The organism is Modestobacter sp. SYSU DS0904 (assembly GCF_054051115.1).
The window spans coordinates 1-13,708 of sequence record NZ_JBJHAQ010000060.1 but is presented as its reverse complement, the minus strand read 5'-3'; the positions used below and the strand labels follow the sequence as shown (position 1 = coordinate 13,708).

Annotated in this window: 11 protein-coding genes, 2 tRNA genes and 1 pseudogene; 6 read left to right on the top strand and 8 right to left on the bottom strand. The window is 73.8% G+C overall.

Translation table 11 applies throughout. From position 1 onward, the window contains the following. Together ACI79U_RS20775 and ACI79U_RS20770 are read right to left on the bottom strand one after the other, a co-directional pair. The coding region (locus ACI79U_RS20775) for a polysaccharide deacetylase family protein (RefSeq protein WP_457072696.1) at window positions 1-1,535 on the bottom strand (1,535 nt) is incomplete at its 3' end. Window positions 1,536-1,709: 174 nt separating this feature from the next. Beyond that, window positions 1,710-1,782 (bottom strand) — tRNA-Lys (locus ACI79U_RS20770). A gap of 216 nt (window positions 1,783-1,998) precedes the next feature. Between ACI79U_RS20770 and ACI79U_RS20765 the strand changes: the two genes are divergently transcribed. Continuing rightward, entirely contained in the window at window positions 1,999-3,162 is a 1,164-nt protein-coding gene (locus ACI79U_RS20765) for an Ig-like domain-containing protein (protein WP_457071844.1), read from the top strand. Between the two features lie 112 nt (window positions 3,163-3,274). Here ACI79U_RS20765 and ACI79U_RS20760 read toward each other — a convergent pair whose 3' ends face one another. After that, entirely contained in the window at window positions 3,275-4,012 is a 738-nt protein-coding gene (locus ACI79U_RS20760; RefSeq protein WP_457071842.1) for an alpha/beta fold hydrolase, read from the bottom strand. Between ACI79U_RS20760 and ACI79U_RS20755 the strand changes: the two genes are divergently transcribed. Further along, complete coding sequence (locus ACI79U_RS20755; RefSeq protein WP_457071839.1) at window positions 3,984-4,784, top strand: helix-turn-helix transcriptional regulator; 801 nt, start codon at window positions 3,984-3,986, stop codon at window positions 4,782-4,784. The genes ACI79U_RS20760 and ACI79U_RS20755 overlap by 29 nt on opposite strands. Window positions 4,785-4,815: 31 nt before the next feature. On the opposite strand, the pseudogene ACI79U_RS20750 reads toward ACI79U_RS20755, so the two are convergent. Further along, a pseudogene (locus ACI79U_RS20750) lies at window positions 4,816-5,301 on the bottom strand (DUF1353 domain-containing protein). 134 nt (window positions 5,302-5,435) lie between these two features. Beyond that, window positions 5,436-6,560, bottom strand: coding sequence for an AI-2E family transporter (locus ACI79U_RS20745; protein WP_457071837.1), 1,125 nt, complete (start codon window positions 6,558-6,560; stop codon window positions 5,436-5,438). Window positions 6,561-6,778: 218 nt separating this feature from the next. Here ACI79U_RS20745 and ACI79U_RS20740 point away from each other — a divergent pair, with 218 nt between their 5' ends. Further along, complete coding sequence (locus tag ACI79U_RS20740; protein ID WP_457071835.1) at window positions 6,779-6,934, top strand: hypothetical protein; 156 nt, start codon at window positions 6,779-6,781, stop codon at window positions 6,932-6,934. A 68-nt stretch (window positions 6,935-7,002) separates the two neighbouring features. Here the strand turns inward: ACI79U_RS20740 and ACI79U_RS20735 are convergent. Both ACI79U_RS20735 and orn read right to left on the bottom strand, forming a co-directional pair. Continuing rightward, a tRNA-His gene (locus ACI79U_RS20735) sits at window positions 7,003-7,078 on the bottom strand. Between the two features lie 49 nt (window positions 7,079-7,127). Continuing rightward, window positions 7,128-7,808, bottom strand: coding sequence for an oligoribonuclease (gene orn / locus ACI79U_RS20730; RefSeq protein ID WP_457071833.1), 681 nt, complete (start codon window positions 7,806-7,808; stop codon window positions 7,128-7,130). Window positions 7,809-7,953: 145 nt separating this feature from the next. Between orn and ACI79U_RS20725 the strand changes: the two genes are divergently transcribed. Continuing rightward, entirely contained in the window at window positions 7,954-9,177 is a 1,224-nt protein-coding gene (locus ACI79U_RS20725) for a hypothetical protein (protein WP_457071831.1), read from the top strand. A gap of 94 nt (window positions 9,178-9,271) precedes the next feature. After that, entirely contained in the window at window positions 9,272-11,230 is a 1,959-nt protein-coding gene (locus ACI79U_RS20720) for a hypothetical protein (protein ID WP_457071830.1), read from the top strand. A gap of 3 nt (window positions 11,231-11,233) precedes the next feature. Here ACI79U_RS20720 and ACI79U_RS20715 read toward each other — a convergent pair whose 3' ends face one another. Then, window positions 11,234-11,836, bottom strand: a complete 603-nt coding sequence (locus ACI79U_RS20715; RefSeq protein WP_457071828.1) for an SACE_7040 family transcriptional regulator — start codon at window positions 11,834-11,836, stop codon at window positions 11,234-11,236. A gap of 55 nt (window positions 11,837-11,891) precedes the next feature. Here ACI79U_RS20715 and ACI79U_RS20710 point away from each other — a divergent pair, with 55 nt between their 5' ends. Next, on the top strand, window positions 11,892-13,496 hold the full coding sequence (locus ACI79U_RS20710) for a carboxyl transferase domain-containing protein (RefSeq protein WP_457071825.1): 1,605 nt from the start codon (window positions 11,892-11,894) through the stop codon (window positions 13,494-13,496). Window positions 13,497-13,708: the final 212 nt, after the last annotated feature.

The window sequence follows — 13,708 nt, the reverse complement described above, 5'->3', positions numbered from 1 at the left end:
TTGTAGGCGCCGGTCTTCTCCGGGGTGGGCGTCTCGTCGGTGGTGGGGAAGCCGAGGGTGGAGTTCTCCCAACCCAGTGCGGCCCAGGTGGCGCGGATGGCGCCGCGGACCTCGTGGGCGCCGGTGGCCGGTGACCAGTAGATGGAGCCGTTCTGGAAGTGGTTGTAGGCGCCGGTCTTCTCCGGGGTGGGCGTCTCGTCGGTGGTGGGGAAGCCGAGGGTGGAGTTCTCCCAACCCAGTGCGGCCCAGGTGGCGCGGATGGCGCCGCGGACCTCGTGGGCGCCGGTGGTCGGTGACCAGTAGATGGAGCCGTTCTGGAAGTGGTTGTAGGCGCCGGTCTTCTCCGGGGTGGGCGTCTCGTTGGTGGTGGGGAAGCCGAGGGCGGAGTTCTCCCAGCCGAGTGCGGCCCAGGTGGCGCGGATGGCGCCGCGGACCTCGTGGGCGCCGGTGGTCGGTGACCAGTAGATGGAGCCGTTCTGGAAGTGGTTGTAGGCGCCGGTCTTCTCCGGGGTGGGCGTCTCGTCGGTGGTGGGGAAGCCGAGCGCGGAGTTCTCCCACCCGAGAGCCGACCAGGTGCCCCGGATCGCGCCTCTGACGACGTGGGCGCCGGTGGCGGGCGACGAGTAGATCGAGCCGTTCTCGTAGTGGGTGTAGGCGCCGGAACCGTCGGGGGTCGACTGCTGCTGCGTGACCGGCTCGCCCAGGAAGCCCGCCGGCCCACCGAGCGCGTTGTAGTGCACCGCGATCGGGCTGGGGTCGAACTGCCGCCCGGCCGGATCGGTGAAGACGTAGCCGCGGGACCGGTAGGACTCGATGATCCGGTCCAGCGCCTCGATCGTGTTCTGCCGGTACTCGACCGGCGGGCCGTCGTGCAGCAGCACGATGGGGTGGTCGTACACCGGGTTCGTGGCCCGCTGCACGATCGTGTCCTGGTAAGAGGGGCTGAGGTCCGAGGGCGCCGCCCAGTCGCGGGGGTCGTTCGACCAGTCGGCGATGGTCATGCCGCGGGCCCACGCCAGCTCCTGCACCGAGGCGCTGTCGTGCGAGCCGCCCGGTCCGCGGAAGAAGCACGGGCGCAGGCCGCTCGCCGTGTAGATCGCGTCCGTGGCGCCGTCCATCTGGGCCGCCTGCTCCGACCGGGAGAGCGTGTCCAGGTCGGGGTGGGTCCGGGTGTGGTTGCCGATGGAGTGGCCCTCGGCGATGACCTGCCGGACCAGCTCCGGGTCGTCCTCGGCGTGCCTGCCCAGGACGAAGAACGTGGCGTGGACCCCGTGGGCGGCCAGGACGTCGAGCACCTGCGGCGTCCACCGCGGGGAGGGCCCGTCGTCGAACGTCAGCGCCACGTTGCGGGTGTACGTCGCCGGCGTCAGGTCGAGGACGGAGCGGACCGGTGCCGGGCAGTCGTTGCTCGGCAGGGCCGATGCGGCGCCGGGCAGGCCGAGGACGACGCCGGCCGCGGCCAGGGTGGTGATCAGCGAGGACCGGACGGCGTGCCGGGCGTGCCGGCGCTCCGGGAACCGCGGACGGGTGCGCATCAGGCCTCCGTGGTGATCGTCGTGATCTTCGACGGCCACGAGAGTTTCAGACGGGCAGCAGGTGTCAAGCTGCCTGGTCTGATCCGTTCCGGTGTCCGATTTCCCGTACGGGTGACCGGCCCGGACAGCCGAACGCCCCGCCCGGGTGGACCCGGGCGGGGCGTGGGAAGTGGGTGCGCCATCAGGGACTCGAACCCCGAACCCGCTGATTAAGAGTCAGCTGCTCTGCCAATTGAGCTAATGGCGCGTGTCGCACGGCGCGGCCGGGCAACGAAGGAGAACTCTACACCGGGTCCGTCGCCGGTGAAGACCGGGTCAGCATGCCGCTGCTCACACCCGACTGTCACCCCCGGCATGGACACTGGATCGAGGTGCGCGGTACCCCGGGAGGGCCTCGGGTGGGCGCGCGCCGGGAGAGGTCAGGGACTTCGTGGGTTCGCGTCAGGCGAGACGGATCGCCGCAGTGCTCATCGCAGCAGTGCTCCCGCTGCTGGTCGGCTGCCAGGGGTCGTCCGACGGGTCGGCGGAGGCGGCGGCACCGTCGCCGGCCGCGCCGGCCGAGGTCTCCCTCAGCGTGGCCGACGGCGCCACCGACGTCCCGCCCACGACACCGGTGCAGCTCACCGTCGCCGCCGGTGAGCTCTCCGACGTCGCACTGACCACCGCCGACGGCGTAGCCGTGGCCGGTGCGGTCGCGCCCGCCGCGGACGACCCGGCCGCCCAGGAGTGGACTTCGGAGGAGCCGCTGGCCTACGGCACGACCTACACGGTGACGGCCACGGCCACGAACGCCGATGACGCGGAGACCACGGCCACGAGCACCTTCACCACGGTCGACCCCGCGACGCTGTCCACCCCGGGCATCGGCCCGCTGGACGGCACCACCGTCGGTGTCGGCATGCCGATCCGGGTGTTCTTCGACGACCCGGTGGCCGACAAGGCGGCGGTGGAGAGCCACCTGTTCGTCGACAGCTCCATCCCGACCGACGGGGTGTGGAGCTGGGTGCGCGACGACGAGGTGCACTTCCGCCCGTCGACGTACTGGCCGGCGAACATCGACGTCACGCTGCACGCCGACCTGTACGGCGTCGACTTCGGTGCCGGCGTCTGGGGCGAGAAGGACCGGACGATCTCCTTCTCCGTCGGGGACAGGCACGTCTCCGTCGCCGACGCCGGCACCCACACGCTCACCGTGTACGACGGCGACCAGCAGGTGCAGAGCTGGCCGATGAGCGCCGGCAGCAGCGAGAACCCGACCCGCAACGGCGCGCACGTGGTGCTGGAGAAGGTCGCCGACATCACGATGGACTCCTCGACCTTCGGCCTGGCCGTCGACGCCCCCGGTGGCTACCGCACCGACGTCCAGTACGCGACGCGGATCTCCAACAACGGCGAGTTCGTGCACGCCGCTCCGTGGTCGCTGGCCGACCAGGGCTCGGCGAACGTCTCGCACGGCTGCATCAACCTCTCCACCGACCGGGCGAAGTGGTTCTACGACTTCTCCCAGCCCGGCGACGTCGTCGAGGTGGTCAACTCCATCGGCCCGTTCCTGTCCCGCACCGACGGCGACATCTACGACTGGGCCGTGACCTGGGAGAACTGGAAGGCCGGGTCGGCGCTCTCCTGACCACACCTGCCCGAGGGCCGGGGCCCGACCGGGTCCCGGCCCCTCGCCGGCTACAGCGGGATGTACTGACCGGGGGCGTTCACGGCTGATCCCCGTCGAGGGAGCGCGCGCTTCAGTTGACCCGGGAAGCCGCAGAGTGGATCGCGTTCGCGAGGTCGCGAGGACGGCTCCACATGGGCCAGTGCCCGGTGGGGAGGTCGATGACGTCGAGCTGCTCGAGGTCGGCGACCTCGGCGAACACGGGGTGTCCTGCGCGGGCCAGCTCCAGCACCTGCGCGCTCGGGATCGAGCAGCACACGAGCGTGGTCGCGACACTCAGGCGTGCATCGTTCGTGAGCTCCACGGGCTGGCGGAGCACGGGACCGGGCTCGGGGACAGCCCTGGCCCGAAAGCGCTCGAGGACCTCCGGGCTCAGGCCCTCGAGGCTGGCTTGCTCCCCGAGGACGTCGAAGGGCGGCAGCGGCAGCTCCTGCAATGCTGCCGGCACGTCCGGAGGGAAGACACCTCCTGGCGTCACCGGCCCGGAGTCGACCCACACCACCCGCTGGACGAGCTCAGGGTGCCGGTCCAGGACCAGACTGACCGGGGCGTTCGCCCCACTGTGAGCGACGAGAACCGCCGGCTGATCCTCGCAGACCCCGGACCGCGCCATGATCTGCTCGATCGCTGCTGCTTGATCGTCGAGGGTCTTGGACGAACGCTCGGGGTCCTGCTCGTCCAGGCCGGGGAGCGTCATCGGGATCGCACGCCAGTTGGCGGCTGTCAGGTGTTCCAGCACCTCATCCCATGCCCAGGCGCCCAGCCAGTGGCCGGCGATCAGGATGGTGGTCGGGTTGCTCGTCGTCGTCATGCCCCGATGCTCCCGGGCCGCCTGGACAGCTGTATGTCACCATTTCTGTCATGGTTTTGGTGCGGTCAGGACGGTGAAGCGAGCGGAACGGCTCCACGCACTGTCCGAGATGCTGCGCCGCAACGGTGCGCGAGGATGCACCGCCGAGCGGCTGGCGACCGAGTTCGACGTGTCCGTGCGAACGGTCAAGAGAGACCTCGCCGCGCTGGAGAACAGTGGCGCGCCGATCTGGTCACGTCCCGGACCCGGCGGTGGCTACGGATTGACCACAGGCGGGTCCCTGCCGCCCGTCAGCCTCTCCCCGGCCCAGGCAGTGGCGCTCCTGGCGGCTGTCTCCGCTGCACCCGACGCCCCCTACGGCGATCTGGCCTCGGCCGCGGTCCAGAAGATCGTGGACGTCCTCGATCCCAGGACCCGAGCGAAGGCCGACGAGCTGGCGCGCCGCGTCTGGGTCAACGCGCCCCCATCCAGATCGCGCGCCGTCAAGTCAGCGCTGGAAGCGGCGATGGCCGAGCAACGAGTGATCCGGATCCGCTACACCTCGGGCGACGGCACCACGACCACCCGCGACGTCGAACCCGTGTTGTTCGCCTCCACGAACGGCCAGTGGCACCTGGTCGGCTGGTGCCGGCTGCGCAACGCCATGCGGTGGTTCACCGTGTCCCGCATCGAGCGAGCCAGCACCACCACGATCGGCTGCGGCAGCCACACGATCCACGAGGTCGGGACACCCCCGGCGAACGCCAGACCCGTACTCGGCCCCAGCGGATGATCCATTCGATCAACGTGTCCGGTCAGTACGGCTAGAGCCGCATCCCGCGGTCGGTCCGCGGGCCGGTGCGGGGCACGACCGTGGTGACCACGGACTCCACGACCGTGTAGACCCCCAGCGCCAGGGCGATCAGCACACCCGGCGGGACCACCACGGGGGCGGCGAGCACCGACAGCGCCAGCACCCGCGGCGCGTCCCGCCACCAGCCCGCCCGGCGTTCGGGAGCGGCCAGCGCACCCCACCGCACGCCGGTCCACATCAGCCAGCGGCGCACCGGCGGCACCCCCGCCTCGCGCAGCACCCGGCGGAACAGGCCGTCGGCGTCCCGGGGTCCGACCAGGCCGGTGCCCAGCCCCTCGGTCACCAGCCAGTCGTGCAGCACCGCGGCGAGGGTGTACCGGCCGAAGCGGGGGAAGAGCTACACGGCCACCCGGGGCACCGACGCGAAGTCGGTGCCGAAGCCGGCCGGGACGACGAAGACGTCCCGGCGCCCGCGGTAGACGAGCGGCTCGACCACCTCCCAGCACTGGTCCTCGACGCGGCGGACGGTCAGCGGAGGTGGGTCGAACGGCACCCGGGCAGCTTCTCCCATCGCTGCGCGAGGGGCCCGTGCGACGGCGGACGAGCCGCGTGCCGAGGGCAGGGTCAGGGTCAGGACGAGGGCGCCCCGGGCTCCGCGCCTCCCGTACCGCTCGCGGCCGGTGGGTCGACTGCGTCGGGTGCGCCGTCCGGCCGCGCGTCCGCCGGGCGGCGCACCTCCTGGAGCCAGCTCTGCACCGCGGCCGCGAGCACCCCGGCGACCGGCACCGCGAGGAACAGCCCGAGCAGGCCGAACGCCGCGGCGGCCCCGGTCGTCAGGAGCAGCACGACCAGCGGGTGGAAGCTGATCGCGCGGGAGAGCAGCAGCGGGGCCAGCAGGTTGCCCTCGATCTGCTGCACCACGACGACGATCAGCAGCGCCCAGAGCGCCTGGGACAACCCGCCGGTGACCCCGGCGACGGCGACCGCCACTGCCCCCGCGATGGTGGCCCCCACCAGCGGCACGTAGCCCAGCAGGAAGGTGAGTGCCCCGATGGGCAGGGCCAGCGGGACGTCGAGCACCCACAGCCCGAAGCCGATGAGGACCCCGTCGATGAGGCCGGTGGCGGTGGCCGCGTAGAACCACGCACCGGCCGTGCGCATGCCGGCCCGGAAGGCCGCGTCGGTGGGGCCCCGGTGCTCCGGGGGGAGCGCCCGGACGAACTGCCGCCACAAGCGGTCGCCGCTGGTGAGGGCGAAGAGGGTGAAGAACAGGGCGATGGCCAGGACGGTGGCGACGTTGCCCGCTGCGTTCAGTCCCTGGGCCGCCGCCCCGCCGAGCCCGCTCAGCGCGCTGCCCACGGACGACTCCAGCTGCTCGAGCACCTGGTCCAGCCCGGCGCTGTCCAGGTCGTCCGTGCGGTCCTGGGCCCAGGTGGAGATCGAGTCGACGGCGCCGGTCCCCGCCGCCACGAGGTCGGGCCAGGCGCCGATCAGCTGCAGGACGAGGAAGAACAGCACGCTCACGAAGAAGGCCAGGTAGGCCACGACGCACAGGATGGCGGCCAGCACGGCCGGGACGCCGTGCCGCCGCAGCCAGTGGGCGATCGGCCACAGCATCGCCACCTGGGCGAGGCCGAGCATGGCCGCGGCCGCGACGAACTGGACCTGCAGCACCAGCCACATGGCGCCGACGACGGTCACCCCGATGACCAGGAGGCGCCCGGCGATCGTCGCCTCGCGCTGCAGTGCGGTCACCCGGTCGGCCGGTGCCGCAGGGGTCCTGGCAGGGACGGGCGTCTGCTCCGTCATGCCCTGCCTCCCCTCGGTCGGATCGGCCGGTGTCCTGCCCGCGGCGCCGTCCGGTCAGGCCGGGACCCGCCTCCGTGACGGTCGCGTGACGATCACCGCGAGCCGGGTGTGCCCGGACCGGATGTGGATACCGACGAGCCAGGAGACTACGAGAGGAGTGGCCCGTGCTCGGGTTCATCGCACTGCTGCTGGTCATCTGGCTGGCCGTCACCATCATCGGCGCGGTGGTCGAGGGGTTGTTCTGGCTGGTCATCGTCGGCGCCGTCCTGTTCCTCGCCACCGCGGCCTTCGGCTGGGTGAAGAGGAACAGCAGCGTCTGATCCCGTGCAGCGAGCGGGACGACGCAGAGGGGCCCTGGTCAGGCGACTGACCAGGGCCCCTCTGCGCGTGGGGTGAGTGACGGGACTTGAACCCGCGACATCCAGGATCACAACCTGGCGCTCTACCAGCTGAGCTACACCCACCATCGCCCGCCCCGAGCGGGGTGGGCCGGGGCAACGATACCGGAGTCGTTCAGCCCGCTGCGGGGGGCCGGTCGGCGGGGGCGCCGCCGTCGGCCGAGCCGGCCGCCAGGACCCCGGCGAACGCCTCGACGACCTGGGCGGATGCCGCCTGGGCCTGCTCGCTGCTGGGGCCCGGGTCGGCCACGAAGAGGGTCTGCCGGTAGAAGGCGAGCTCGCGGATCGACTCGATGATGTCGGCCAGGGCCCGGTGGGCCAGCCCCTTCTGCGGCTGCGCGAAGTACACCCGGGGGAACCAGCGGCGGGCCAGCTCCTTGATCGAGGAGACGTCGATCATCCGGTAGTGCAGGTGGTCGTCCAGGGTGGGCATGTCCCGGGCCAGGAAGCCGCGGTCGGTGCCGATCGAGTTGCCGCACAGCGGTGCGGTGCGCCGCTCGGGCACGAAGCGCTTGACGTAGGCCAGCACCTGCTCCTCGGCCTCGGCCAGGCTCACCGTCGAGGCGCGCACCGCCTCGGTCAGCCCGGACTTCGCGTGCATCTCGGTGACGACCTCGAGCATGCCGTCCAGCGCTGCGTCGTCGGCGTGGATGATCACGTCCAGGCCGGGGTCCAGGACGTTCAGCTGCGAGTCCGTGACGACGACGGCGACCTCGATCAGCTTGTCCCGGGCCAGGTCCAGCCCGGTCATCTCGCAGTCGATCCAGACCAGGTTCTGCGGTGCGCTCTCGGCCACGACCCGGCACCCTACGCACGCACCGCCGCGGCGGCTCACCGGCACCACCCGCCCCACCCGCCCCGGAGCTGCACGCAACGCACTGACCAGCGACTTCGGCGCGGCTACTGTGCAGACTCCTGCACCCGGACCCGCGGAGCCGTTCGTGACCTCGACCACGCCCGTCGCCCCCCGGTCCGCGTCGGTCCCGCCGGCCCCCGGCTCGCTGCGCACCGGCCTGCGCCACCCCGTCGCGCTCCTGCGCTGGCTGTGGGCGGTGTACATGACCCCGGGCCGCCCCGGCCGGCCGACCAGCCAGTTCGAGCTGCGCTGGATCTACACCGCCTGGCTGGCCGCCTTCGCGCTGAAGATGCTCGGCTCGTCCTGGGACGTCTCCTGGCACTTCAAGTGGCTCCGGGACGACCTGGCCCCGCCGCACCTGCTCAACACCCTGGGCACCGTCGTGGTGGTCGCCCTGGTCGTCTTCCACAGCTACAGCGGCCACGGCGTCGACCGGCGGGCACTCCGGCTGATGCAGGCAGGGATCGCCACCTTCCTGGTGGCCATCCCGATCGACCTGGTCAACCACCGGATCAACGGGCTGGACATCACCAGCTGGAGCCCCAGCCACGCGCTGCTGTACCTCGGCACCGCGGTCATGCTGGCCGGCGCCATCCGCGGCTGGTGGCTCTACGCGGCACCCGGCCGGCTGCGCCGGCTGGTCTCGCTCGGGCTCTGGCTGTTCTTCGTGGAGAACGTCGTCTTCCCCAACCAGCACCAGGAGTACGGGGTGCTGTCGCTGGCCGACCACCGCGCCGGGCGGACCACCGCGGAGCCGCAGCTGCTGGACTTCGCCGCCGCCCAGGGGCAGGACGCCGCCCAGTTCATGCTGCCGGTGCCCTCCTGGGTGCACCCGGCGTGGCTGGTCTGCGCCGGGCTCCTCGCGCTGGTGGTCGCCCGGCGGACGGTCGGGCTGCGCTGGACCGCGACGACCATCGCCGGCGGCTACCTGGCCTACCGCGCCGTCACCGGGCTGCTGCTGACCGCCACCGGCTTCCCGCCCTCGGCGCTGCCGGTGATGCTGCTGGCCGGCGCCGTCCTGGTGGACCTGGCCGTGCTCGCCCGGGTGCCGGGCTGGCTGGCCGCGTTCGGGGTCACCGCGGGGGTCGCGCTGGCCGCCTTCGGGCAGTCGGTCGTCGCGGAGATCCCGCCGTGGAACTGGGCGGCCCTACCGGTGGTCGCGGCCGCCTTCGCGGTGCTCTGGGGGGCGGTCGACGGGGTCGCCCGGACGTCGGCGTTCCGCCGCTGGCGGGCCCCGGTCGAGCCCGGCCGGACCGGTGCGCAGGCCGGCGCGACCGCGGTGGGAACCGGCGGCGCGCCCGTCCGGTGAACCGGGGGACGGGCCGGCGATGACGTAACGTCGGATCGGTCCGTGCCGCCGGTGCCCCCGTCGCGGCGGCCCGTCGCCCGACCGTGGAGAACCCGTGCTGATCGTCACGCCGAGCCGCCTGGAGTCGGCGGCTGAGCGTGCGTTCTTCGCCGAGCTCGCCGGCTGGGACACCGGCAGTGCCGTGCGCGGGGCGGTCGTGGTCTCCCTGCCGATCGTCGAGCCGCCGTCGCAGCGGCGGCAGTCCGATGCGGTCCTGTTCGTGCCCGAGGGGCTCGCCGTGGTCCGGGTCGTCGAGGTCGAGCGCCAGTCCGGGGTGGTCACCGCCGCCCCCGAGGGTCCCTGGACGATCGGGGACGGCACCGGCCCGGGCAGCGTGCTGCAGCTCGGCGGTGGTGGGTCGACCCCGCTGGACGGCCTGATGCGCGCCGGCATGCACGCCGCGGTGACCCTGCGGCGCGCCGGGCTGGAGCCCGGACGGATCGCCCGGCTCACCGTGCTCACCGGTGCGGTCACCGGGCAGGTCCCCGCGGACGGCGACCTCGGCGAGGGCGACCAGGTCGCCCTCCTGGACCCCCGCTCGTTGCTGCTCGGCGTGGCCCGGGCCAGCCGGTACACCGGCACCGACAACCCGCGGCTGTGGACCACCGCCGACGTGCGGGCGGCGATCGATGCGCTGGGCGTGGCCGGCCGCGTCCCGTCGGTCGAGGAGCTCAACGGGGAGGGCTTCCCCTACTCGCCCTACGTGCTGCGCCGCCCCGACCTGCTCACCCCCGCCGCGCTCAACGCCTCGCCCAGCCGGGTCGCCGCCGGCCCGGTGACCGGCGACGGCATCGGCCGGGTCGTGCCCGCCGGGCCCCTGGTCGACCCGGCCGCGGCCGCCCGGGTGGCCGCGGCCGCCGCGGCGGCCCAGCAGGCGGGGGAGCGGGCGGCGACCCGCACCGAGCCCTCCGCCGAGGCGGTGACCCCCGACCCGGTTCCCGCCGAGGCCGCCGACGCCCCGCAACCGGCCCCCGGGAGCTCGCCGGCAGCGGCCGCGACCCAGGAGGCGGTGGTGTCGGTCGAGCAGCGGTCGTCCACCGCGGGGGACACCGTGTCGTTGCGCGCCGAGCCCGCGCCCGAGGAGGTGTCCGCTCGGCCGCGCCGGGACGACACCGGCGGACTGGACGGGCTCTTCGGTGGCGGGGCCGACAGGTCCACCCGGAGCTCCGATCCGTCCACCGGGAGCTCCGGGCCGGCGACCACGGTGCAGCCGGTGTACGAGCCGACGCCGGGGGCCGGTGCCCGGTCGACGACGGCGTACCCGTTCGGGCCCGGGAGCGTCGGCAGCCCGTCGTCCGGGTCGCAGCCGGACGCCGCGGCCCGGGAGCTGCCGCCGGGGCTGCGGCCCCGCCGGAGCGCACCCGCGAGCGGGGCGACCGCCAGTGGCGGAGCGCCCCGCAGCCGGCGTGCCGTGCTCGTGGTGGCGGCGCTGGCCCTGGTGCTGCTGGCCGGGGTGCTGGGCGTCGTCGTCCTCACCTCCGGCGGCGGCGACGAGCGCACGGCCGACCCGGCCGGCGCCACCACGGGGGTGTCGGTGCCGACCGGCGCCGACGGTGCCCAGCCCGGTGACACCGAGCTCATCGACGGGGTCACCTACACGCTGCAAGTGACCCAGCGCGACACCAGCTGCGCCGAGCACGCCTACGGCTCGGTGGCGTCGTTCTTCGCCGAGAACGAGTGCACCGGCCTGGTCCGCTCGCTGTGGTCGGCGGACTCCGACGGGCGTTCGGCGGTCGTCTCGATCGCCGAGGTCACCATGCCGGACGCGTCGCTGGCGCAGGCGCTGCGCGCACTGGCCGACACCGACGGCAGCGGCAACGTCAGCGACCTGCTCCGGGAGGGGGTCGGCTACGCCGGCGCCCCGCCGCGGCTGCAGGGCGCGCAGTACGCCAGCAGCCAGCGGGGGAACGGCGTCACGATCGTCGAGTCGGCGTGGGCCGGCGAGGCCGGGTCCAGCGCGGCGCTGGACGTGCTGACCAGCTCCGCGCTCTCCCTGCCGGGCACCGGCGCCTGAGGCTCAGGCCGGCGCGGTCGCGGCGGCCAGGGCCATCGCGCCCAGCAGCTCGGCCATCGCCGGGCGGGGCACCTGCCCGGCGCTGTGCGGGGTGGAGTTGACCAGCCCGAACAGCGCGTGCGCCCGCCCCCGGCAGGCCGCGGTGCCCGCCTGCGGGTGCACCCGGGCCAGCACCGCGACCCAGACCTCCACGTAGCGCCGCTGCAGCTGCCGCACGCGCCGGGCGTCGGATTCGCCGAGGACGCCGAGGTCGCGGTCGTGCACGGTGATGAGCGCGGGGTTGTCCAGCGCGAACTCGACCTGGAAGCCGATGAGCGCGCGCAGCTGCTCGAGCGGGTCGTCCCCGGCCGCGGCGACCCGCTCGCCGCCCCCGACCAGCAACCGCTCGCTGATCCGCAGCAGCATCTCGGCCAGCATGGCGTCCTTGCCGGTGAAGTGCCGGTAGATCGCCGGCCCGGTGACGCCGACGGCCGCGCCCACGTCGTCGACGCCGACGGCCCGGGCGCCGCGCTCGGCGAACAGCTGCGCGGCGGCCCGCAGGATCTGCTCGCGGCGGGACGGGTGGGCGGCGTCGGCGGACAGCGCGCTGTCGGGGTCGGCGGCCACGCCAGCAGGTTAACCGCGGTTCACATCCGGCGGGGTGACGTGGTTCACTCAGCGCGTGGACGCACCGGTGCTCCCCACCGCCCCGCCGGCGGACCCGACGGCGGCCGAGCGCAACGCCGCCGCGCACCGTGCGCTGGTCGGCGAGCTCGCCGCGCACCTGGCGCGGGTGGCCCTCGGTGGCGGGGAACGGGCCCGCCGCCGGCACCTCGACCGCGGCAAGCTGCTCCCGCGCGACCGGGTCGACGCGCTGCTGGACCCCGGCAGCCCCTTCCTCGAGCTCTCCCCGCTGGCCGCGCACGGCCTGTACGACGGTGAGGTCCCGGCCGCCGGCATCGTGACCGGGATCGGCCGGGTCGCCGGCCGGGAGGTCGTCGTCGTCGCCAACGACGCCACGGTCAAGGGCGGCACGTACCACCCGATGACGGTGAAGAAGCACCTGCGCGCGCAGGAGGTGGCGCTGCACAACCGGCTGCCGTGCATCTACCTGGTCGACTCCGGTGGCGCCTTCCTGCCGCTGCAGGACGAGGTGTTCCCCGACCGCGACCACTTCGGCCGGATCTTCTACAACCAGGCCACCCTGTCCGAGGCGGGCATCCCGCAGCTGGCCGCCGTCCTGGGCTCCTGCACCGCCGGCGGCGCCTACGTCCCGGCGATGAGCGACGAAGCGGTCATCGTCCGCGGCCAGGGCACGATCTTCCTCGGCGGCCCGCCGCTGGTGAAGGCGGCCACGGGGGAGGAGGTGACCGCCGAGGAGCTGGGCGGCGGTGAGCTGCACTCCCGGGTCAGCGGGGTCACCGACCACCTCGCCGAGGACGACGCGCACGCCCTGCAGATCGTCCGCCAGATCGTGGGCACCCTCGGGCCGCGCGAGCCCCGGCCGTGGGACGTCGACCCGGTTGAGGAGCCCCGGTACCCGGCGGAGTCGCTGTACGACGTCGTCCCGGTCGACGTCCGCACGCCCTACGACGTGCGCGAGGTGATCGCCCGGCTGGTCGACGGCAGCCGGTTCGCGGAGTTCAAGCCGCTCTACGGGCCGACGCTCGTGACCGGGTTCGCCCGGCTGCACGGCCACCCGGTGGGGATCGTCGCCAACAACGGGGTGCTGTTCGCCGAGTCGGCGCTCAAGGGCGCGCACTTCATCGAGCTGTGCGACCGCCGGAGGATCCCGCTGCTGTTCCTGCAGAACATCAGCGGCTTCATGGTCGGCCGCGACTACGAGGCCGGCGGCATCGCCAAGCACGGCGCGAAGATGGTCACCGCGGTGGCCTGCGCCCGGGTGCCGAAGCTGACCGTGGTCATCGGTGGCTCGTTCGGCGCCGGCAACTACTCGATGTGCGGCCGGGCGTACTCACCCCGGTTCCTGTTCACCTGGCCCAACGCGCGGATCTCGGTGATGGGTGGGGAGCAGGCCGCCAGCGTGCTCGCCCAGGTGCGCCGCGACCGGCTCGGGGACGCCTGGAGCGCCGAAGACGAGGAGGCGTTCAAGGAGCCGATCCGGGCGCAGTACGAGCTGGAGGGCAACCCGTACCACGCGACCGCCCGGCTCTGGGACGACGGCGTGATCGACCCCGCGCAGACCCGCACCGTGCTCGGGCTCGCGCTGTCCGCCTGCGCGAACGCCCCACTGGAGGAGGTCGGCTATGGCGTCTTCCGGATGTAGCCGGTCGCGAACAGGACGAGCGAACGCCCCGCTGGAGGAGGTCGGCCATGGCGTCCTCCGGATGTGACTCCCCTGGACGTGACCCCGCCCCGGGGGGGGGGGGGGGGGGGGGGGGGGGGGGGGGGGGGGGGGGGGGGGGGGGGGGGGGGGGGGGGGGGGGGGGGGGGGGGGGGGGGGGGGGGGGGGGGGGGGGGGGGGGGGGGGGGGGGGGG